Source organism: Kumtagia ephedrae (genome assembly GCF_003012745.1).
Lineage (GTDB): Bacteria > Pseudomonadota > Alphaproteobacteria > Rhizobiales > Rhizobiaceae > Kumtagia > Kumtagia ephedrae.
On sequence record NZ_PXYK01000005.1, the window covers coordinates 1 to 19742 of the forward strand.

General features: G+C 68.0%; 21 protein-coding genes. 11 read left to right on the top strand and 10 right to left on the bottom strand.

Features of this window, described 5'->3' with window-relative positions:
- The 3 genes from C7I84_RS06160 to C7I84_RS06170 all read left to right on the top strand — a co-directional run.
- Nucleotides 1–638, top strand: a 638-nt coding sequence (locus tag C7I84_RS06160) for an integrase core domain-containing protein (RefSeq protein ID WP_133170066.1), incomplete at its 5' end; no start/stop codon positions are given.
- Nucleotides 639–800: 162 nt separating this feature from the next.
- Nucleotides 801–1940 (top strand): VWA domain-containing protein, encoded by a 1140-nt coding sequence (locus C7I84_RS06165; protein ID WP_245428329.1) that lies wholly within the window; start codon nt 801–803, stop codon nt 1938–1940.
- Between the two features lie 127 nt (nt 1941–2067).
- Complete coding sequence (locus tag C7I84_RS06170) at nt 2068–2955, top strand: amidohydrolase family protein (RefSeq protein WP_106771290.1); 888 nt, start codon at nt 2068–2070, stop codon at nt 2953–2955.
- A gap of 22 nt (nt 2956–2977) precedes the next feature.
- Here the strand turns inward: C7I84_RS06170 and C7I84_RS06175 are convergent, their stop codons facing one another.
- On the bottom strand, nt 2978–3172 hold the full coding sequence (locus C7I84_RS06175) for a hypothetical protein (RefSeq protein ID WP_245428330.1): 195 nt from the start codon (nt 3170–3172) through the stop codon (nt 2978–2980).
- 150 nt (nt 3173–3322) lie between these two features.
- Nucleotides 3323–3886 (bottom strand): ATP-dependent Clp protease proteolytic subunit, encoded by a 564-nt coding sequence (locus tag C7I84_RS29955; RefSeq protein ID WP_165816002.1) that lies wholly within the window; start codon nt 3884–3886, stop codon nt 3323–3325.
- Between the two features lie 164 nt (nt 3887–4050).
- Here C7I84_RS29955 and C7I84_RS29960 point away from each other — a divergent pair, with 164 nt between their 5' ends.
- Nucleotides 4051–4305, top strand: coding sequence for a hypothetical protein (locus C7I84_RS29960; protein WP_165816003.1), 255 nt, complete (start codon nt 4051–4053; stop codon nt 4303–4305).
- Nucleotides 4306–4310: 5 nt separating this feature from the next.
- Complete coding sequence (locus tag C7I84_RS06185) at nt 4311–4706, top strand: GFA family protein (protein WP_106771292.1); 396 nt, start codon at nt 4311–4313, stop codon at nt 4704–4706.
- 13 nt (nt 4707–4719) lie between these two features.
- On the opposite strand, the gene C7I84_RS06190 is transcribed toward C7I84_RS06185, so the two are convergent.
- The 8 genes from C7I84_RS06190 to nanR all read right to left on the bottom strand — a co-directional run bounded on the left by C7I84_RS06190 (nt 4720) and on the right by nanR (nt 12718).
- Nucleotides 4720–5196 (bottom strand): DUF2269 family protein, encoded by a 477-nt coding sequence (locus tag C7I84_RS06190; RefSeq protein ID WP_106771293.1) that lies wholly within the window; start codon nt 5194–5196, stop codon nt 4720–4722.
- The gene (locus tag C7I84_RS06195; RefSeq protein WP_106771294.1) at nt 5196–6482 is read right to left on the bottom strand and encodes an SDR family oxidoreductase; all 1287 of its coding nucleotides are present in this window, start codon (nt 6480–6482) and stop codon (nt 5196–5198) included. Before C7I84_RS06195 ends, C7I84_RS06190 begins: the two co-directional genes overlap by 1 nt.
- Nucleotides 6479–8014, bottom strand: coding sequence for an FAD-dependent oxidoreductase (locus tag C7I84_RS06200; protein ID WP_106771295.1), 1536 nt, complete (start codon nt 8012–8014; stop codon nt 6479–6481). Before C7I84_RS06200 ends, C7I84_RS06195 begins: the two co-directional genes overlap by 4 nt.
- Nucleotides 8011–8517 (bottom strand): hypothetical protein, encoded by a 507-nt coding sequence (locus C7I84_RS06205; RefSeq protein WP_106771296.1) that lies wholly within the window; start codon nt 8515–8517, stop codon nt 8011–8013. Before C7I84_RS06205 ends, C7I84_RS06200 begins: the two co-directional genes overlap by 4 nt.
- A 96-nt stretch (nt 8518–8613) precedes the next feature.
- A complete protein-coding gene (locus C7I84_RS06210; RefSeq protein WP_245428331.1) occupies nt 8614–9438 on the bottom strand; it encodes a sugar phosphate isomerase/epimerase family protein in 825 nt (274 codons plus the stop codon).
- Nucleotides 9439–9742: 304 nt separating this feature from the next.
- Complete coding sequence (locus tag C7I84_RS06215; RefSeq protein ID WP_106771297.1) at nt 9743–10588, bottom strand: phosphogluconate dehydrogenase C-terminal domain-containing protein; 846 nt, start codon at nt 10586–10588, stop codon at nt 9743–9745.
- A gap of 47 nt (nt 10589–10635) precedes the next feature.
- Nucleotides 10636–11901 carry a ribulose-bisphosphate carboxylase large subunit family protein gene (locus tag C7I84_RS06220; protein WP_106771298.1) on the bottom strand — a complete coding sequence of 422 codons (1266 nt, stop codon included), beginning with the start codon at nt 11899–11901 and terminating at the stop codon, nt 10636–10638.
- 91 nt (nt 11902–11992) lie between these two features.
- Nucleotides 11993–12718 carry a transcriptional regulator NanR gene (gene nanR / locus C7I84_RS06225; RefSeq protein ID WP_106771299.1) on the bottom strand — a complete coding sequence of 242 codons (726 nt, stop codon included), beginning with the start codon at nt 12716–12718 and terminating at the stop codon, nt 11993–11995.
- 200 nt (nt 12719–12918) lie between these two features.
- Between nanR and C7I84_RS06230 the strand changes: the two genes are divergently transcribed.
- The 6 genes from C7I84_RS06230 (at nt 12919) to C7I84_RS06255 (ending at nt 19687) form a co-directional block, all read left to right on the top strand.
- Nucleotides 12919–13926 carry a sugar ABC transporter substrate-binding protein gene (locus tag C7I84_RS06230; RefSeq protein WP_165816004.1) on the top strand — a complete coding sequence of 336 codons (1008 nt, stop codon included), beginning with the start codon at nt 12919–12921 and terminating at the stop codon, nt 13924–13926.
- A gap of 366 nt (nt 13927–14292) precedes the next feature.
- The gene (locus tag C7I84_RS06235) at nt 14293–15276 is read left to right on the top strand and encodes an ABC transporter permease (protein WP_165816005.1); all 984 of its coding nucleotides are present in this window, start codon (nt 14293–14295) and stop codon (nt 15274–15276) included.
- A 2-nt stretch (nt 15277–15278) separates the two neighbouring features.
- Nucleotides 15279–16814 carry a sugar ABC transporter ATP-binding protein gene (locus C7I84_RS06240; protein ID WP_245428332.1) on the top strand — a complete coding sequence of 512 codons (1536 nt, stop codon included), beginning with the start codon at nt 15279–15281 and terminating at the stop codon, nt 16812–16814.
- Complete coding sequence (locus tag C7I84_RS06245) at nt 16811–17791, top strand: ABC transporter permease (RefSeq protein WP_106771302.1); 981 nt, start codon at nt 16811–16813, stop codon at nt 17789–17791. The genes C7I84_RS06240 and C7I84_RS06245 overlap by 4 nt, the downstream gene beginning before the upstream one ends.
- 21 nt (nt 17792–17812) lie before the next feature.
- Nucleotides 17813–18640 carry a phosphogluconate dehydrogenase C-terminal domain-containing protein gene (locus tag C7I84_RS06250; RefSeq protein WP_106771303.1) on the top strand — a complete coding sequence of 276 codons (828 nt, stop codon included), beginning with the start codon at nt 17813–17815 and terminating at the stop codon, nt 18638–18640.
- Between the two features lie 12 nt (nt 18641–18652).
- Nucleotides 18653–19687, top strand: a complete 1035-nt coding sequence (locus tag C7I84_RS06255; RefSeq protein WP_106771304.1) for a Gfo/Idh/MocA family protein — start codon at nt 18653–18655, stop codon at nt 19685–19687.
- Nucleotides 19688–19742 lie beyond the last annotated feature (55 nt).

Genomic DNA, 19742 nt, shown 5'->3' on the forward strand with positions numbered 1-19742 from the left:
AGACGTTCGGCCTGCCGGACCGCTTGCGCCTGGACAACGGCTCGCCCTGGGGTTCGACCGGCGCGGGCGGCCTGACGGGGCTGTCGGTGAAGTGGCTGAAGCTCGGCATCGCCCTGGAGTTCATCACGCCGGCCAGTCCGCAGGAGAACGGCCGCCACGAACGCATGCACGGCACGCTGAAGGCCGACACGCTGAACCCGCCGGCTGCCACGCCGGCCGAGCAGCAGCGGCGCTTCGACGCCTTCCGCCAGAGCTACAACGAGCAGCGACCGCATGAAGCACTCGGCCAGGAGACGCCGGCCAGCCACTACCAGCCGTCGCCGCGGCCCTATCCGCGCCGCGTCGAGGCGGCGGTCGATGAGGATGACGGCATCGAGGTCAGGCGTGTGCGCTCCTCCGGCGAGATCAAGTGGCGCGGCGGTCGCGTCTTCATCGGCGAGGCCTTCATCGGCGAGCCGCTGGCGCTGTCCGAGACCGAGACAGGCGACCACCGCGTCCGCTTCATGAGCGTCGATCTCGGCCTGATCGACCGCAGAACCGGAAAATTCCGCCGCTTCGGGCCACCGAGGCCGAAGCAAACCAACACCCATACACCAAACGCCGGCAGCCAAAGTGTCAACCATGTGCCCGGTCCATAATGTCAAGCATCTGATCGGTTGCACACAAAGCGGCCGGGAGGGGGCGGTCGAGGCCGCGCTCTACGGTCTTTTCGCGCCGCGCGCTGCCGCTTGTACCCCACCCGGCCATCCGCCTATGGCGGCTGGCCACCCTCCCCTCAAGGGGGAGGGAGGGGGCGCGCTGTGAACCTTCCGCCCGCCGCAGCCCCCTTCCCCGCCTTCGCACGCCTGCTGCGCAGCTTCGGCTTCGCGGTGGCGCCCGAGCAGTCGGCGGGCTTCATGCGTGCGGTGACGCTGCTCGGCCCGCGGTCGATGGAGGATATCCGCCAGGCGGCGCTCGCCACGCTGGCGCCGCCGCCGGATCGCCGCCAGGAATTCGAGGCGCTGTTCCGAGCGCACTTTCATGGCGACGGCTCCGTCGCGGTGGAAGGCGACGGCGAGGAGGAAACCGCCGTCAAGGACGACGGCGCGGCGCGTGAGGATAGCGTCGAAGCCAGGCGCGAGGAGCAAGGCGGCGAGCTCGCCTCGGCGAGGGAACAGCTCAGCGCCAGGCAATTCGTCTCGGACGAGGACCGGCTCGTCGCCTTCCGCCATGCCCTGCCCGGCGCGCTGCCGGCGCGCCGCTCGTTCCGCACGGTGCGGACGCCGTCGCGCGGCGCCGTCGACCTACGCCGCTCGCTCAAGGAGATCGTGCGCGCCGACGGCGACGTGCCGTGTCCGCTGCTGCGCCGCCGGCAGTCCGTGCCACGCCGGCTGCTGATGCTGATCGACGTGTCGGGCTCGATGAAGCTGCATACGGCCGACTACCTCAAGCTGGCGCATGCCGTGGTGCAGGCGGCCCATGGCGCCGAGGTGCTGACCTTCGGCACGCGGCTCACCCGCATCACGCCGTCGCTGCGGCTGCGCGATCGCGACCAGGCGCTCGCCCGCGCCGCCTCGCTGGTGGACGACTGGGACGGCGGCACGCGCATCGGGCCGACGCTGCTCGCCTTCCTGTCGGTGCCGCGCTTCGCCGCCTTCGCCCGCGGCGCAGCCGTCGTCATCCTGTCGGACGGGCTGGAGCGCGGCGGCCACGCCGAGATGGAGACGGCAGTGCGCCGGCTCGCCGCCCGCGCCTTCCGCCTGTCACTGGCGACGCCGCTCGCCGGCGATCCGCGCTTCAAACCCGAGACGGCCGCGCTGAAGACGATCCTGCCGCTGCTCGACGATCTGGTCGACGGGTCGTCGATCGAAAGCCTGACGCGGTTCATGCTGTCGCTCAAAGGTCCACCCGCCTTCGTATCTGCCCCCTCCACCACGCTTCGCGTGGTCCCTCCCCCGTAAACGGGCGAGGATCCAGGGCCTGCCGGCTGCGCCGCTGATCCTCCCCTGCGCGGGGGATGGGGACCACGCGAAGGGTGGTGGAGGGGGCGGGCCGAGGAGCGGCCGGTAAGGCACCAAGGAACACACCATGCAGAAAACCATCGATTCTCACTTCCACATCTGGCGGCAGAAGGACCAGCCCTGGCTGATGGGGCCGATGGTGCCGCGCATCTTCGGCCCCTACGAGCCGATCCGCCGCGACTATCCGATCGGGGAATTTTTGGCGGACCAGGCCGGATCGGGCGTCGAGAAGGCGGTCTATGTGCAGACCAACTGGGCCAGGGAGGATTTCGAGAAGGAGGTGGCCTGGCTGCAGCGGACGGCGGACGAGACCGGCTGGCCGCATGCCATCGTCGGCTATTGCGACATGACGGTGGACGATGCGCGCCCGCAGCTCGACCGGCTGAAAAAATATCCGCTGCTGCGCGGCGTGCGCATGCAGCTGCACTGGCACGAAAACCCGCAATTCCGCTTCGCGCCGTCGGCGGACCAGGTGGTAGACCCGAAGGTGCGCGGCAATGTCGGCCGGCTGAAGGATTATGGCTTGTCCTTCGACCTGCAGCTTTTCCCGGCGCAGATGAAGGACGGCCTACAGCTGGTCGGCGAGAACCCGGAGACGGATTTCATCCTGACCCATGCCGGCATGCTGACCGACCTGGCCGCGCTGGTCGTGGACGAATGGAAGACCGGCCTGCGCCTGCTCGCCACTGCGCCCAATTTCCACGCGAAGCTCTCCGGCCTCGGCACCTTCGTCCACCGCAACGACCCCGAAGTGATCGGCACGGTCGTCGACAATGCGATCGACATCCTCGGCAGCGACCGGCTGATGTTCGGTTCCAACTTCCCGATCGAGAAGCTGTGGACCAGCCATGCCGAACTCGTCGCCGCGCACCGGCAGGCCGTGGCCCGGCATGGCGTGGAGGCCGAGCGCAACGTTTTCTGGAACACGGCGGAGCGGATCTACCGGCCGGTGTGAGCGCCCGCAGTCGAAACCGCCGTCACTTCTTGACGTAGGCTCCCGGCTGGCGGCCGGACCGCGCCGCCTTGGCGTCCTTCGAATGTTCGGCCGCCGCCGGACCGGCTCCGGACACCTTTTCCGGCGCGGGGCTCGGCGTCGCCTGCCGGCCGCCGGTCTTGCCGCTTCTTTGCGTCGTCTTGTCGCCGCCGCCGCGACCGCCTGTCATCTGTGCCATGGTGGGTTCCTCCAAAGGGACGGACTATAAGCCGGCAAAGGCAGACCGGTTCCGGACGGCACAATCGCATGCGACAAGTTCGGCGAAGACGGCGACCGCCCTACCCGATTCGATGATCGCGACGCGGTTGGCCGCTCCGCGGCGCAGGTCTCACCGCAGGATGCCGGCGACCAGCCCGAGTTCCACCGCCTCGTCGGCGAAAAAGTAGCCATTGCCGGTAGCGCGCTCGAACAGCTCGTCGACGGTGATCCGGCTGCCGTCGATCAGTTCGGCGAAGCCGTCCAGCTCCAGCTTGCTGGCCGTCTCGAGCAGAGCCAGTTCCTCGCGCACGATCTGGATGCAGGACTTCATCGGCCCGTTGAGCTGAAGGGTCTTTTCGGTCCGGCGCTCATGGACGAGCAGCACGGCGTCCTCGGTCAGGAAGCGGCACGCCTTCGGGAAGGCCGCGAGGATGGTGACGCCGGCCGAATAGACCACCGTCTTGCCGATGCAGTAAGCGTCGCGCCCGCTATGGGCACGGAACAGCCGGACCTCGTGCGCGATGCGCCTGGCCGCATCGGCGTCGCCGCCCAGCGTGTTCAGCTCAAGCACGAGATGGGCATCGCTTTCGAACACGGCCCTGATCCCGTCGATCGCGTTGAGGACGGCATTGTCGTCGATCAACCCGTAGAGCTGCACGTTGGATCGGAAGAGAAGCTCGTTTGGCGCCAGCATGAAAATATCCTTGATCCGAAAGCCTGCCTGATCCGAAAGGTTTGTCTCTCGAACTGCGCTGCCGCGGCAAAGTTCCTGTCGATGCGAAGGGTGCGCCGAACGAGCAGGCCACGGAACATTCGAGCCGGCATCCGGGTTCTGTCGTGAGGACAAGGAGATGCAGCATGACCGCCAAGGACCGGATCCCTGAGGATGCCCCGATGCCCGCCCCGACCTGGAAGCCGCAGGTCCGCAAGCCAGAGGCGGGCGACCTTTCCGACGAGAACGCCGGGGAAAAGCGTGAGCCGACCAAGGCCGCCAACAGCGGCGGGACGAAGCCCAGGCATTCGCCGCTGGACAGCAAGGTCGCCAACCGCAATGCGGGAAACAGGCGGGAGGCCGGCGCCACCCCGCGCCCGACCGACAAGCCGCTCGGTTGACGCCGATGAGCGACATTCGGCGACAAGGCGGATGCCTGTGCGGCGCGGTCCGCTTCACGGTCTCGGGCCAGCCCTTGCGGACCGGGCTCTGCCATTGCCTCGACTGCCGCAAGACCAGCGGCTCGACCTTCAGCGCCTTTGCGATCTGGCCGCGCTCCGCCTATGAGGCGACAGGCAAGCTCGGCACCCATGAAGGGCGCAGCTTCTGCCCGCGCTGCGGCTCGCGTGTGGCCTCGCTGCGGCCGGACGAGGCGGAGGTCATGATCGGCAGCTTCGACGAGGCGCCGACCGATCTGGCGCCGCAATACGAGCTGTGGATCGGCCGGCGCGAGACCTGGCTGCAGCATCTGCCCTGGGCGGAGCAGTTCGAGCACGACCGCGACGACATGCAGCCCGTCTGAGGAGCGCCGCCCGCTACTCCCACCAAAGCATCGGGCGCGCGATCATCAGCCAGAAGATGCCGAGGACGGCGAAGAACGCCGGAAAGCCGAAGGCGAACCACATCCGAAAAAGCTGATGGTAGCGTTCGGGTAGAGGAGAGCCCTGCGCGGCAGCGGCCTCCGCAAGGTGGCGCATTTCCATCTGCATCCACACCACCGGCAGCCAGAACACGCCGGTGAGGATGTAAAGCGCGATCGACAGCACGATCCAGCCCTCCGCCAGCGAATAGCCGAGATGCCAGGCAAGCGCGACGCCGGTGACCGGCTGGGCGATGACGGCGGTGGCGGTGAACAGGAAATCGGCGATCACCACGATGCGGGCCACGCCTGCGATCACTACGGCATTTCCCGTGCGGTGGGCGAGCAGCATGAAGAAGGCGATGCCGGCGCCGGTGCCTAAAAGCACGGCCGCGCCGATCACATGCAGGAATTTCAGCACGAAATAGAGCATCAACGCTCCTCCAGGATCGCCAGCGCGACGAGGTGAAGAACCACGATCGGCAGGATCTTCATCAGCGGACCCAGCGGCTCGTTCCAGAGATCGGGCCTGAGAATCGTGCCGGTGAGCGCGTAGAAGACCGAAAGCGCTATCGCGGCGTAGAGCCCGGCCCTGGCGCTGCGCCGCCAGGCGATCAGCGCGCCGATGGCAATGTCGGCGATGGCGCCGGCGACCACCATGGCGGGCGAGAACGCGTCCATGACGGTCGGCTGCAGCAGTTCGAGGCCGCTGCGCCAGCCCGTGGAGAGCGAGATGATGCCGGTCATGATCCAGAAGAACGGCAGCACCACGAAGATCGCCGGCTTGACGAAATAGAGCCGGGCGAACCATTTCTCCTGGACCGTAGCCGGGCGGGCCGCCAGGGCGGCTGGCAGCGCCGCCGGCAGAATGCCGGTGAGCGCGGTCCAGGCGGAGGGATCGCCGACCGCGCCGCGCCGAATCTCCTTTGCCGCATTGCCGCGTAGCGGCGGCCGCCAGCCGAGCGCGGCGGCAAGGTCGCCGAGGCGGTAGAGCAAGGCGGCCGCCCATTCCGGCAGGACGAAGCGCCGCGCCTCACGCCATCCGAACCAGCGGCGATAGAGCCCGACCACCTCGTCCATGCTGTAAGCTTCGGGGCCGGCCAGCTCCAGCACGGCGCGCGTCGGCTGAGGCCGTTCGAGCAGCAACAGGACGGTCGCGACGACGTCGTCGAGCTGCACCACCTGAAGCCGGCCGGTTGCGGGCATGGACGGCAGCACGGGCAGCGCCGCCAGCCCGCGCAGCAGGGCGCTGGCGCCGAAGGCGGGCCGCCCGAGCACGACAGACGGGCGGAGGATGGCCCAGTCCAGGTCCAGCGCCATCAGCGCCTGGTCTCCGGAGAGCTTTGTCGCCGAGAAGGATGACGGCTGCTCACGGTCGACGCCGATCGCCGAGAAGTGCACGACCTTGCGCACGCCCGTCCGCGCGCAGGCCTCGAACAGCGCCGCCACGGCATCGCGGTGGACGGCTTCCATGTTCTCTGCGCCGCTCTCCTGCAAGATGCCGGCGCAGTTGACCACGGCATCGATGCCGGCGAGATGGGAAAGCCAGTGCTCGGGCCGTGTCGCCGCCGCCATGTCGAGCGCGACGACCGGCGGGCGGCCGAGCGCGGCCGGCGCGGCACGGCGCGCCATGCCCGCCACGTCATGCCCGTTCGCGATCAGCCTTGCACAGACTGCCGCGCCGATCAGTCCGGTGGCGCCGGTGACCAGGACCCTCATCCGCTCCGCTTTCCGGCCGGCGGAGCGGGCTTGGGCGCGAGCGGGGCGACGGCCGGACCGCTCAGCACCTCGCCATGTTCGTCGAAGCGTGAGCCATGGCAGGAGCAGTCCCAAGTGCGGTCGACCGGGTTCCAGCCGACGAGGCAGCCGAGATGCGTACAGACCGCCGACAGTGCCGTCACCGTGCCGTCCTCCGTCTTTCGTACCGCAACATACTCGCCGCCGTGACTGACGACACCTCCGCCGTTCGGCGGGATGTCCTCGAAAGCGGTGGCCTTGCGGCCGAGCACGCGGCCGCCGACCAGATCCGCCGCGACCTTGATGTTCTCGGTGACGAAGGTCGGCCCGCCGGCGATCGGCTTGACGCGGGTGGCGTCGAACAGGTCGGCGCAGGCATGCTTTTCGCCGCGGATGCGCTGAGCCAGGTTCTCGGCGGCTACCGTTCCCTGGGTGATGCCCCAGGCGTCGAAGCCGACGGCGACGAGCAGGTTGGGATGCGAGGAGCTCGCGGGACCGACGAAGGCGGCGGAATCCATTGAGCGGAAATCCTCGTTGCTCCATAGATGCGACGGCTCGGCGATGCCGAAAACCCGCTTCATGAAGGCGAGCATGTCGGCGACCGCCGTCTCGGCCTGCCTGGGCTCCCCGGTCTTGTATTCGGCACCGGCGACGACGACGAAACGCTGTCCGTCCTTCCCGGCGGTGCGGAAGGAATGGGTCGGGCTGCCGGTGTTGATGAACATGCCGTCGATCTCGACGCCGGCGGGCAACGGTGCCGCGGCGACGGGATGGGCGAAGGGATAGGCCTTTGCGTAGAACAGGCCTTCGTTGACGATGGGCATCTGCGTCGACACCACCACCGTTTGGGCCGTCACCTTGTGGCCGTTGACCTCGAGCACGCAGGGCGTGCTGGCGTCGATGTCGGTGACGCGGCTGTTCTCGAAGATCGAGACGCCGTCGCCGCGCGTCAGGCCGGCGAGGCCGGTGAGATAGAGATAGGGATCGAACTGGTACTGGCCGGAAAAGCGCAGGGCACCTTCGGTGCGCATGGGCACGGCGACGGACGAGCGGAACTCGGCCGGCAGGCCGAGCGCGGCCGCGACATCGGCTTCCTCGCGCAGCTGCTCGGCCTGGCGCGCCGTCTCGGCATAGATGAAGGCATCCCGCTCCTCGAGGCCGGCCCGGTCCGGCAGCTCCGCGCAGATGCCGGCGATCTCGCCGACCGCGCGCTGGTTGAAGCGGGCGTAGAGCTGGGCCGCGTCGCGGCCGAAGTCCCGCATCAGCGACGCATATTTGAGCCCGTGCTGCGAGGTCACCTTGGCGGTCGACCGGCCGGTCGCCTGGCGGCCGACGCGGCGCGCCTCGAGTATGACGACCTTCCGTCCGGACCCCCGCAGAAGACGGGCGCAGTGCAGGCCGACGATTCCGGCGCCGACGATGGCGACGTCGACGGCCAGGTCGGCCGCCAGCGCGTCGAACGAGATCGGGGCCGGGCGATCCAGCCATAACGGGGTGCCTTGCTTCGTGCTCATCGGTCAGGCTCCATCTCGCGCCTTTCACGGGCCGGCCGGAGGCGCCCTGCGGGTCGGCTGAACACTTCCTCGGCCGAGCGGTTCAATTCCCTGAGCGATGCCGCGAGCGCGGCGCCCCACACGACATGCACGGCGATCATCAGCAGGTTGCGTTCCAACGGATGACGGGTCGCGGGCGCCAGGATGCGTGCTGCCGGAATCCAGCCGAGATAGCTTGCGGCCCAGACGGCAAGGCCATAGCCGACCCCGCCCAGGCGCCGGAACGGCGAGCCGGCATAGAGCGCGCCGGTGAGCGCTCCGAAACCGAAATGCGCCAGCACGGTTCGCACCGGCGTGTCGCCGCTGTGCAGGCCGGCGCGCTCGGTGATCTCGCGCGGCGGCAGCGGGTAGCGGTCCTCGCCGTGCAGAAGCGGATGCAGCCGGCGCATTGCGGCGGTCATCGCCATCGTCGCCGCAAGACCGGCCAGAGCGCCGAACACCACCTGACGCACGTGCTTCTCCATCGCTGATTTTTCTCAAACCAGCGGCGGCGGAGGTTTGTTCCCGGCATGGCGGCGAGCGCCCGCAAAGGCAGCGGAACGGCGCCGCGAGCAGGCAGCCTACAAGGCCGCCACGAAAGCGAGCGAGCGCTGCATCGCCGCGCGGATATCGGCCAGCGGTACGCGGTCGGGCCGGCGCACCGGGTCGGCGCGGCCGCGGCGGTCGAGCCGCAGCGGCAGCTCGACGGCGACCGGCAGGCCGGGCGGCAAGACCTTCCAGACGGCGCGGTAGTCGATGGCGCCGTCGCCGATCGCGGTGAAGCGCCAGCCGTCCGCGCCGCTCGCGACGTCCTTCAGGTGCAGATGGGCGATCGCCTCGACCGCCGGCGCGATGTCGTCTTCAGGCTTCGTGCGTTCGTGGCTGTAGGTGAACACGTTGCCGACATCGTAGTTCAGCCGGACATGCGGTGAACCGATCTCGCGGACCAGCGCCGCGCCCTCCCCGCCGTTGCCGATCAGCGCGCCAGAACCGTGGCCGGGATTTTCCAGCGCCAGGACGATATCCGCGGCTTCGCATCGCGGCTGCACTGCCTCGATGACCGACAGGATGCGCCGGCGATCGGCGACCTGCCCGGCATTGGTGATGACGAAGCGCGCGCCCAGTGCCGAGGCGAAGTCGATGCGCCCCGCCAGCATCGCCTCCGCTGCGGCCTCGCCGAGATCGAGATGCGCCGAGATCGCCATGACCGACAGGCCGGCGCCGGCGATCAGCCCGGCGAGCCGGGCCGCGCCGGCGTCGGAGAAGGCGGTCTCGTCGAAATCGACATAACCCTTGATGTAGGCGGGCTCGACCGAGCGGCAGCCGGCGGCCGCGATCTCCTCGATCGCGGTCTCCATGCCGTACCCGTCGAACAGCGCGGTCGAGACGGAAACGGTGCGTGTCATGAGGGTCTCCCGACCGGGTGCGAGGTCTCCTTCGGGCCGGCCCCCGCCAGGAGGGGGAGGTCAGCGAGCGTGACACTCTCCCTCCCCTCGTTGGCAGGGCACTCCCTCATGGAGCCTTCTGGAAAGCCGCGAGGTCCGAAACCCCCACCCTAACCCCTCCCCACAAGGGGGAGGGGAATCTTGCTGGCTCTCCGCGAGGCGCCAATCGTCAACGGTTTCGCGCGGCGTAGCGGCCGCAAAGTCCCCTCCCCCTTGTGGGGAGGGGTTAGGGGTGGGGGGTAAGCAAGCGATTGCCTTGCCAAAATCAGGCGCCCTTGCCGTAGACGATGAGCTCGGCCGCCTCCTTGACCTTGGCCGGCGACAGCGCGTCGCGCCATTCGTCCCGCACCACCACACCCTTGGCGAAGCGCATCAGCCGCAGCGCCGCGTCGGACGGCACCTTCGGCGAAAAGCCGAACCACATGGCGATCTCGACATTGAGGTGGCCGATGAGGAAGTCGAGCGCCGCCTGGCGCGGAATGCCGTATTTCTTCTCGCACTCCTCGACCGCCTCGACCATGGTGTCGACGAAGGGCATCGCCACCATCTCCGACAGGCCCGGCTCCAGGATGGCGAGCTGCTCGACGCTGACGCGGTAGGAGTTGATGATCGGCGACCACATCGCCCGGCAGATCTCCTCGCCGAGCGCATAATGCTCCTCCGGTCCCTGCATCAGCGCGCAGACGATCGACTGCCGGGCGATGCCGCCGTGATAGTCGCGCCGCGCCGCCCAGTCGGTCTCGTCGTTGAACAGCGGCGGGTGGCAGGGATGGCCGACGAAATAGGTGAGGTCCGGCCGGTCCTTCGGCAGGTCGTCGGCATAGGGTGCCGCCGCGTCGAGGATGAGCAGCATGGTGCCGGTCTCCAGCTTCGGCGAAAGGTCCGCAGCGACCTTGCCGATGACGTTGTCCGGCAGCGCCAGCACGAGCACCTTCGCGCCCTTGACGCCCGCATCGACGTCGACGGCGGCGATGCCGGCCTCGGCCAGGCGCTGGCGACCCGGCTCGCCGATCTCGACGGCGCGCACGTCATAGCCGGCGTCGACCAGCTTTCGGGTGACGCGGAACCCCATCTTGCCGCCCGAACCGAGCACGGCGACCGATGTTTTCATGAAAACCTCCCTTGCATTCTGTGAGTGCGAAAAGCGTTGGTGAAGACCTAGCCGAATGCCTGGAGCGCCGCGGCCAGCGCGGGATGGCTGCGGGCAAAGTCCTTTGCCGGAATGCCTTGCTTCGCCGCCTGCCAGGCCTCGTGGATGCTGCGCACCCCGGCCTCGGCCCCGTCGGGATGAGCGACGATGCCGCCGCCAGCGCAGTAGATGAGATCCTCGGAGCCGAGCAGCCGATAGGTCTCCTCCGCCTGCACGGCCGACTGCGCCGAGGAAAACACCGGCATCACCGTGTCCGGCCGGTCGGGGCGCCGGAACATGGGCGTCAGACACTCCCTGGCCGAGGCGATGACGCTGTCGTCGGGCTCGCAGAACTTGTTGGAAAGCCCGTTGACGTGCAGGTGGTCGACGCCGGCCAGCCGCCAGAACTTCTGATAGGCGCGGTAGCTCATGCCGAGCGCCGGCGAGCGGTCGTAGAGGCCCCAGCCGGCGCGGTGGCCGTGCAGCGCCACCGAGGCGTGCCGGCGGATCTCGATGACGCCGCTCAGCCCGACCGAGTTCAGCACCAGCATGGCGGCGGTGCCGCCGCGCTTCTCGATCACGTCGAGCTGGCGGCGCATGGCGTCCATGTCGCCGGAGATGTTGACGGCATACATCGCCTTGCGGCCGGTGCGGTCGGCGTGGCGGTCGATGACCTGCATCACCGCCTCGAAGCGCCGGGCGAAGGGCGAATGCGGCGGGTCTCCCATGAGCTCGTCGTCCTTGAGGAAGTCGAGGCCGGCGGAGATCATCCGGTCGGCCAGTTCGGCGGTCGCCTCCGGCGTCAGCCCGACGCTCGGCTTGACGATGGTGCCGACGATCGGCCGGCCGTGGACGCCGGTCAGCCGGCGCGTGCCCTCGACGGCGAAGGCGGGGCCGGGATAGGCCTCGGTGAAGGCGTCGGGCAGATCGAGCTCGAGCAGCCGCAGCGCCGAGAAATGGTGCAGCTCGAACAGATTGCCGAGCACCGTCGACCACACAGACGACAGGATCGTGCCGGTGTTTTCCAGATTCCAGGAGATCGTGACATGGGCGCGGCGCGGGCGGGCCGAGGCCTCAGCCTTGGGCGGACGCGAGAACGGCAGGCTTTCCCCCTCCGCCTCGCCGATCTCCTCGATCCGCTCGACCCTGGCGCCGTAGCGCGCCAGCAGCTCCGGGGTCTCGCCGGGAATGGCGCGGAAGGTGCCGCTCGACTGCTCGCCGGCCATTGCCGCCGCCGCCTGCTCAAGCGGATAGCGTGTCTCGATCAGGTAGGTGGCGAGGATGCGGTCGGACAAGGGCGGCCCCGGATCGGCGTGGCGATGCGGGCTGGATAGCACCCTTTAGAGTTCATGTCATCATATCAGTTTGCCGGGAGCGAACCTCGGATCAGGCGTCCGCCTCCACCTTCATCGGCTCGCCCAGTACCTTGTAGAGGTCGTTCGCCCGCGTGATGTGGTCGGCCATCATGGCGCTGGCGGTGGCGGCATCGCCGGCGGCGATCGCCTTGTGGATCTTCTCGTGCTCCTCGATGGTGAGCCGCTCGGCGCCGCGCACCGACACGAGATCGCGCTTGAAGCGCGACAGCCAGTCGAGCATGCCCTTGGTGACGGCCGCCACCATCGAATTGCCGCTCATGTCGGCGATAAGGCCGTGAAAGGCCATGTCGGCGGCGACGAAGCGCGCATGGTCGCCGCGCGCCTCCTTGAGTTCGCGGATCGAGGCGGCGAGCCGGTCGAGGTCGCGCGCCGTGGCGTTGCGCGTCGCCATGCGCACCAGCGCGGTTTCCAGCCAGAGGCGGGCTTCCTTCAGCTCCTCCAGGCCGCGCGGGCTGGTGGCGAGCAGCATGATCATGGCCGCCGAGATCTGGTCGACCAGCACCTCGGCGGTCGGATTGATGACGCGGGCGCGCTCGCCATGCGAGATCTTGATCAGCCCCATCTGCTGCAACGACAGCATCGCCTCGCGGATGGACGGCCGGCCGACGCCGATCATGCTCATCAGTTCGCGCTCCGACGGCAATTGCGAGCCCGGCGGGAATTCCGACGTGGAGATCGCCGCGATCAGGCGGTCGAGCACTTCCTGGTAGAGCTTCTTCTTGTGGACAGGCTCCATGCCGATGCCTTCCTGCTGCTGGTCGGCCCGTTCTACTGGACGTTCCCGGGCGACACAATCATCGCCAAAACCACGCATCGTTGCAATGATTGACATGACATATATGATGACCTAACGTGTTGTCACGACCCCCTTTGAGGTCGGCAGGTTGGAAGGCGCGCCGCGATGGCGCGTCCCGCGTTTCTGGGAGGGAAATGCCAATGACAATCAACAGACGTGATTTCACCGTGGGCGCGCTGACGGCCATCGCCGCGGCCAGCGGCCTCACCGTCGCGGTGCGCGCACAGGGCACCAAGACCATCGCCGTCCTCTTCGACGGCCTCTATTCGGAGTTCTGGGTGGCGGGCATCCAGATCATCCGCGACGACCTGAAGAAACGCGGCTTCGAGATCATGGAAGCCATCTCGGACCAGGACGACAACAAGCAGTTCGAGCAGGTGCGCGCCGCGATCGCCCGCAAGGTCGACGGCATCATCATCGTGCAGACCGATTCCAACGCCGTCATCCCGGCGATCAAGGCGGCCAACGCTGCCAACATCCCGATGGTGCATTTCAACCGGCCGCCGGCCGAGACCGACGCCTTCTCGGTCGCCATCCAGGCCGACAACCAGAAGATATCGCGCGACGCCGTCACCTATTCCTGCGAGGTGGCGAAGGCATCCGGCAAGAAGCACAAGGCGGCGATCCTGATCGGCGACCTCGGCGACCCCAACGCCATCCAGCGCCGCGACGGATTTCAGGAGGCGGTCGACAAGTTCCCGGATGCGATCGAGGTGGTGGCCAAGATCCCGACCGAGTGGAACGCCGACACCGCCTTCGCCGGGCTGACCAACGCGCTGCAGGCCAATCCCGACATCTCCTTCATCTTCACCTCCTCCGACTTCCTCATCCCGCAGATCCAGCAGGCGCTGAAATCCGCCGACAAATGGTATCCGGTCGGCGACGAGAAGCATGTCATCTTCACCGGCTTCGACGGCTTTCCCGATGCCTATGCGCTGATGAAGGACGGCTACATGGACGCCTGCGGCGTGCAAAACCTGTTCTACGAGACCGAGCTCGCCATCCAGGCCATCCTCGACCTGCAGGCAGGCAAGAAGGTCGACAAGTTGCTGCTCGACCCCGGCTTCGCCATCACCCAGAAGAACATGGAGGAGAAGAAGGAGGAGATGTGGGGCTACGTGCTGTGGAAGGCGAAGAACGCCGGCTGAGCGGAGAACGCACGCATCAACTGCATTTCCTGATCAAGCACCCCCTCACCGGCCCTTCGGGCCACCTCTCCCCCTGCCCGGGGGAGAGGAATCGCGGTGGCTGCGCCGGCGCCTCTCCAGCTTGGGTTCCTCGCCCCCACGAAGTGGGGGAGAGGTGGCGAGCCCGAAGGGCGAGACGGAGAGGGGGCGCTACGAGGCAGCGAAGGATCGAAGGCCTTCGACAAAATTCCTCCCGGACCGACCGGGCCGCCCCCGGACAGCGTGAGCGGGCGGCCCGGTCGTAAACAAAGTTCCACCACGAGCGACCCGGACATGACCGCAGTGCCGCCCGCACAACTCGCCCGAACCGCCGGCCCAAGCGCCGGAATGACGCGCTTCATCAGGCCGATCCTGTCGGAATATTTCGTGCTGGTGCTGTGCGTGCTCTACGTCGCGGCGATCTATCCCTTCGTACCCGAGATCGTCACGTGGGGCGTGTGGTCGAACATCCTGAGCGACATGATGCCCCTGCTGGTCGTGGCGATCGGCCAGACCTTCGTGCTGATCGTCGCCGGCATCGATCTCTCCGTCACCGCAATCATCTCGATGGCGGCCGTCGTCGGCGCTTCGGTGATGACCGGCAATGGCGGCTATCTCGGCGGCAGCGCGCTGGCGGTGCCCGTTGCGGTCCTGGCGATGCTGATCGTCGGGCTCGGCATCGGCGCGATCAACGGCCTTTCCGTCGTTAAGCTGAACATGCCGCCCTTCATCGTCACGCTGGCGACCCGCATGTTCGTCGCCGGCGCCGCCATCTGGTACGTGACCTTCCACTCGACCTCCTCCTCGATTGCCGGCCTGCCGGACGCCTTCACCGGCTTCGCCACGGGCTCGCTCGCCGGCCTGCCCTATACGGTGATCGTCGCCGGGCTGATCGCGGTCGCTGCGCACATGCTCCTGTCGCGCACCCGCTACGGCCGCTGGATCTATGCCGTCGGCGCCAATCCCAAGGCGGCGCGCGTCTCCGGCATCCCGGTGGAGCGCACCATCCTGATGACCTTCCTGATCAGCGGCGCCTGCGCCTCGGTGGCGGCGATGATGTATGCCTCGCGCATGCAGACGGGCTCCCCGATCGCCGGCGAGAACATCCTGCTCGACGTCATCGGCGCGGTCGTCATCGGCGGCACCAGCCTGTTCGGCGGCAAGGGCAAGATCGTCTGGACGGTGTTCGGCGTGCTGTTCCTGCTCATCCTCGACACCTCGATGAAGCTGCTCGGCGCCTCGCTGTTCGCCATCTACATCATCAAGGGCAGCGTCATCCTGCTGGCGGCGATGATGGACACGCTGCGCAACCGCATCCTGACGGAGCGCTAGGGATGGCCGACGGAACCATGCCGCTGCTCGAGGTCGAGGGCCTGCGCAAGAGCTTCTTCGGCGTCACTGTGCTGCACGACGTCGGCTTCTCGGTGAAACCCGGCGAGGCGCTCGGCCTGGTCGGCGAGAACGGCTCGGGCAAGTCGACCAGCATGAACATCCTCGGCGGCGTCCACCAGCCGGACGCCGGCGAGATGCGCCTCGACGGCAAGCCCTACGCGCCCGCCGACCCGAAGGCCGCGATCGCCGCCGGCGTCGCCTTCATCCACCAGGAGCTCAACCTCTTCCAGAACCTCTCCATCGCGGAAAACCTGTTCGTCGACGCCTTTCCCCGCCGCGGCGGGCTGCTGCCGCTGATCGACCGCAAGGCGATAAGCGCGCGCACCGAGGCGGTGCTGAAGGAGGTCGACCTGCACATGAAGCCGTCGACCGAGGTCGCCCGGCTGAGCCAGGGCGAGCGGCAGCTGGTCGAGATCGCCAAGGCGTTGTCGCGCAACGCCCGGCTGATCATCTTCGACGAGCCGACCACCTCGCTGACCCGGCCCGAGGTCGAGCGGCTGTTCGCCATCATAGAGCGGCTGAAGCAGCGCGGCATCGCCATCATCTACATCAGCCACGCGCTGGAGGACGTGATGGCGACCTGCGAGACCATCACCGTGCTGCGCGACGGCCATCTCGCCGGCGCCGGCGCGGCGAAGGACCTGTCGCTGCAGCAGATCATCGCCATGATGGTCGGGCGCTCGATCGACACCATCTATCCGCAGCGATCCGGGACGACCGGCACGGAGGTCGCTTTCTCGGTCTCGGGCCTGACCCAGCCCGGCGTCGCCGAGAACATCGGCTTCGACATCAAGGCCGGCGAGATCGTCGGCCTCGCCGGCCTGATGGGCTCCGGCCGCTCCGAGCTGGCGCGCATGATCTTCGGCCTGGATTCCTTCCGCAGCGGCCGCATCGAGATCGGCGGAAAGCCGCTCTCCGAGCCGACGCCGGTCAAGGCGATGGAGGCGGGCATCGCCTTCCTCACCGAGGACCGGCGCGGCGAAGGCCTGCTGATGGACTTCACCATCGCCGAGAACACCGTGCTCGCTTCGCTGCGCGACGTCGCCGGCGCCTTCGGCATCCTCGACGGCGGCAAGATCGCGAAGGTGTCGCTGGAGATGGCCTCCGCCATGCGGCTGTCGACCGACAAGGTCGGCGAGGTCAAGGTGAAGCACCTTTCCGGCGGCAACCAGCAGAAGGTGGTGATCGGCAAATGGCTGCGCCGCCAGCCGAAGCTGTTCATCCTCGACGAGCCGACGCGCGGCATCGACGTCGGCGCCAAGCAGGAGGTCTACCGCATCATCAACGGGCTGGTCGAGCGCGGCAGCGCCGTGCTGCTGATATCGTCAGAGATCGAGGAACTGATCGGCCTGTCCGACCGCATCCTGACGATCTCGCGCGGCGAGATCACCGGCTCCTTCGACCGGCGGCCGTTCGACCGGGAGGCGATCATGACGGCGGCGGCGGGACTGACCGCAAGGTTGGAGGCGGCGTTATGAAACTGGGCAGCCGCGCGCTTCTGCTCATCCTGCAGAACGCCCCCTACCTGCTGTTCATCGTGCTGCTAGTTGTGTTCGGCCTGATGTCGGACCGCTTCCTGGCGCTGGCGAACTTCAGGAACATCATCATCCAGGCGGCGCCCATCGCCATCCTGGCGATCGGCATGACCTTCGTGCTCCTGACCGCCCAGATCGACCTGTCGGTCGGCGGCAGCATGTATCTCACCGCCAGCGTGCTGGCGCTCTACCTCACCGGCATTCCCTGGCCGATCGGCTTGGCGGCGGTGCTGGTGCTGGCCGGCGCCATCGGCGCCGTCAACGGCTTCGTGGTGACGCGCTTCGGCATAGCTTCCTTCATCGTGACGCTGGCGACGCTGTTCATCTTGCGCGGTATCGCCATGTATCTGTCGAACACGCGCACGCTGATGTTCGAGGACCAGATCCTCACCCTCAACCGCGCCACCGTGCTCGGCATCCCGTCGGCGATCTTCGCCTTCCTGGTCGTCTTCGCCATCGCCTGGGTGGTGCTGCACCAGACGCCGTTCGGCCGGCAGGTCTATGCGGTCGGCGGCGACCCGGAGGCGGCGCGCAAGGCCGGTCTCCCCGTGAGCCGCATCGTCTTCGCCTGCTTCGTCATCGCCGGGCTGTGCGCCGGCATAGGCGGTTTCGTGTCGATCACCCAGATCGGCGCGGTCGGCCCGAAATACGGCGACCAGATCGAATTCGCGGCGATCGCCGCGGCGGTGCTGGGCGGCGTCTCGCTGTTCGGTGGGCGCGGCAGCGTGTCCGGCACGGTGTTCGGGGCGATCCTGATCAAGTCGGTCCAGAACGGGCTCAACATCATCAATGCCGACCCGTATATCTATCCGCTGGTGACGGCGGCGATCATCTTCCTCGCCGTCGCCATAGACGGCCTGCGCACCCGCATCATCGAGAGGCTGGAGCGGCGGACCATCCGTCCGCTGGCAGCCGAGTAACCGGACTGGAGATTGACTGACATGACCACGGTCGCGCTGATCGGCGCCGGCGGCAAGATGGGCTACCGCCTTGCCGGCAAACTGAAGGACTCGCGCTTCGATCTGCGCTACGCCGAGGTGAGCGAGGCCGGACGCGAGCGGCTGAAGACCGGGCTCGGGCTGGACAGCGTCGACACCGCTACGGCCGTCGACGGCGCGGCAGTGGTGGTCCTCGCGGTGCCCGACACCGCGATCGGCAAGGTCGCCGCCGCGATCGAGAAGGACTTGAAGCCCGGCACCATGCTGGTGATCCTCGACGCCGCCGCGCCCTTCGCCGGGCACATGCCGCGGCGCGCCGACCTCACCTATTTCGTCACCCACCCCTGCCACCCGCCGATCTTCAACGACGAGACCGAGCCGGCGGCCAAGCGCGACTTCTTCGGCGGCGTCGCCGCCAAGCAGCATATCGTCAGCGCGCTGATGCAGGGGCCGGACGAGGCCTATGGGCTCGGCGAGGAGATCGCCAAGATCATCTGGGCGCCGGTGATGCGCTCGCACCGCATTACGGTGGAGCAGATGGCGATGCTGGAGCCCGGCCTGTCGGAGACGCTGTGCGCCAGCCTGCTGGTGGTGATGCGGGAAGCCATGGACGAGGTGGTGGCGCGCGGCGTGCCGAAGCAGGCGGCGCGGGACTTCCTGCTCGGCCACATGAACGTGCTCGGTGCAGTGATCTTCGAGGAGACGCCCGGCGTGTTCTCCGACGCCTGCAACAAGGCGATCGAGTTCGGCAAGCCGATGCTGATGCGCGACGACTGGAAGCGCATCTTCGAGCCGCGGGAGCTCGCCGACTCCATCCGCCGCATCACCTGAGAGGAGGTTGCCATGCTCAACGGCGCGCTGATCGGCTGCGGCTTCTTCGCCATGAACCAGCTCAACGCCTGGCGCGACATCGAGCGCGAGGGTGGTGGTGCGCGCATCGTCGCGCTGTGCGACCGCGATCCCGAGCGGCTGGCGGCGGCAGCGACCCGCTTCGGCATCGAGCGCACCTACCCGGACGCGGCCGAGATGATGGCGCGGGAGACGCTGGATTTTGTCGACATCGCCACCACGGCGCCGAGCCACCGCGGGCTGGTGGAGCTCGCGGCCGCCAACCGGCTGCCGGTCATCTGCCAGAAGCCGGTGGCGCCGACCTTCGACGACGCCAAGGCGATGGTCGCCGCCTGCGAGGCGGCCGGCGTGCCCTTCATGATCCACGAGAATTTCCGCTGGCAGTCGCCGCTGATCGCGGTGCGCGAGGCGATCGACGGCGGCGCCATCGGCACGCCGTTCTGGGGGCGGGTGTCGTTCCGCTCCGGCTACGACGTCTATGCCGGCCAGCCCTATCTCGCCGAGGGCGAGCGTTTCATCCTGGAGGATCTCGGCGTGCATGTGCTCGACACCGCGCGCTTCCTGTTCGGCGATGTCGCCGGCGTCGCCGCGCGGACCAACCGGGTCAACCCGCGCGTCAGGGGCGAAGACGTGGCGACCGTGCTTCTGTCGCACGAGAACGGCGCCACTTCGATCGTCGATTGCAGCTATTCGAGCCGGCTCGAGCAGGAGCTGTTCCCGCAGGCTCTTGTCGAGATCGACGGCTCGGACGGCTCGATCCGGCTCTCCGCCAACTACCGGCTGGCGGTGACCGGCAAATTCGGCACGGAGGTCCGCGACGTCTCGCCGCCGCTGCTGCCCTGGGCGGAGCGCCCCTGGCATAACGTCCAGGAAAGCGTGCTGCTGATCCAGCGGCACTGGGTCGACTGCCTGCGTAGCGGCAAGGCGCCGTCGACCTCGGGACGCGACAATCTCGGCACCTATGCGCTGGTTGAAGCCTCCTACCTCAGCGCCGCCACCGGCAAAACCGTCGATCCGCGCACGCTATGATGGTCGACATGACCGTTTCACGCTCCACCCCCTCTACCGAGCGCAGGGCAATCGC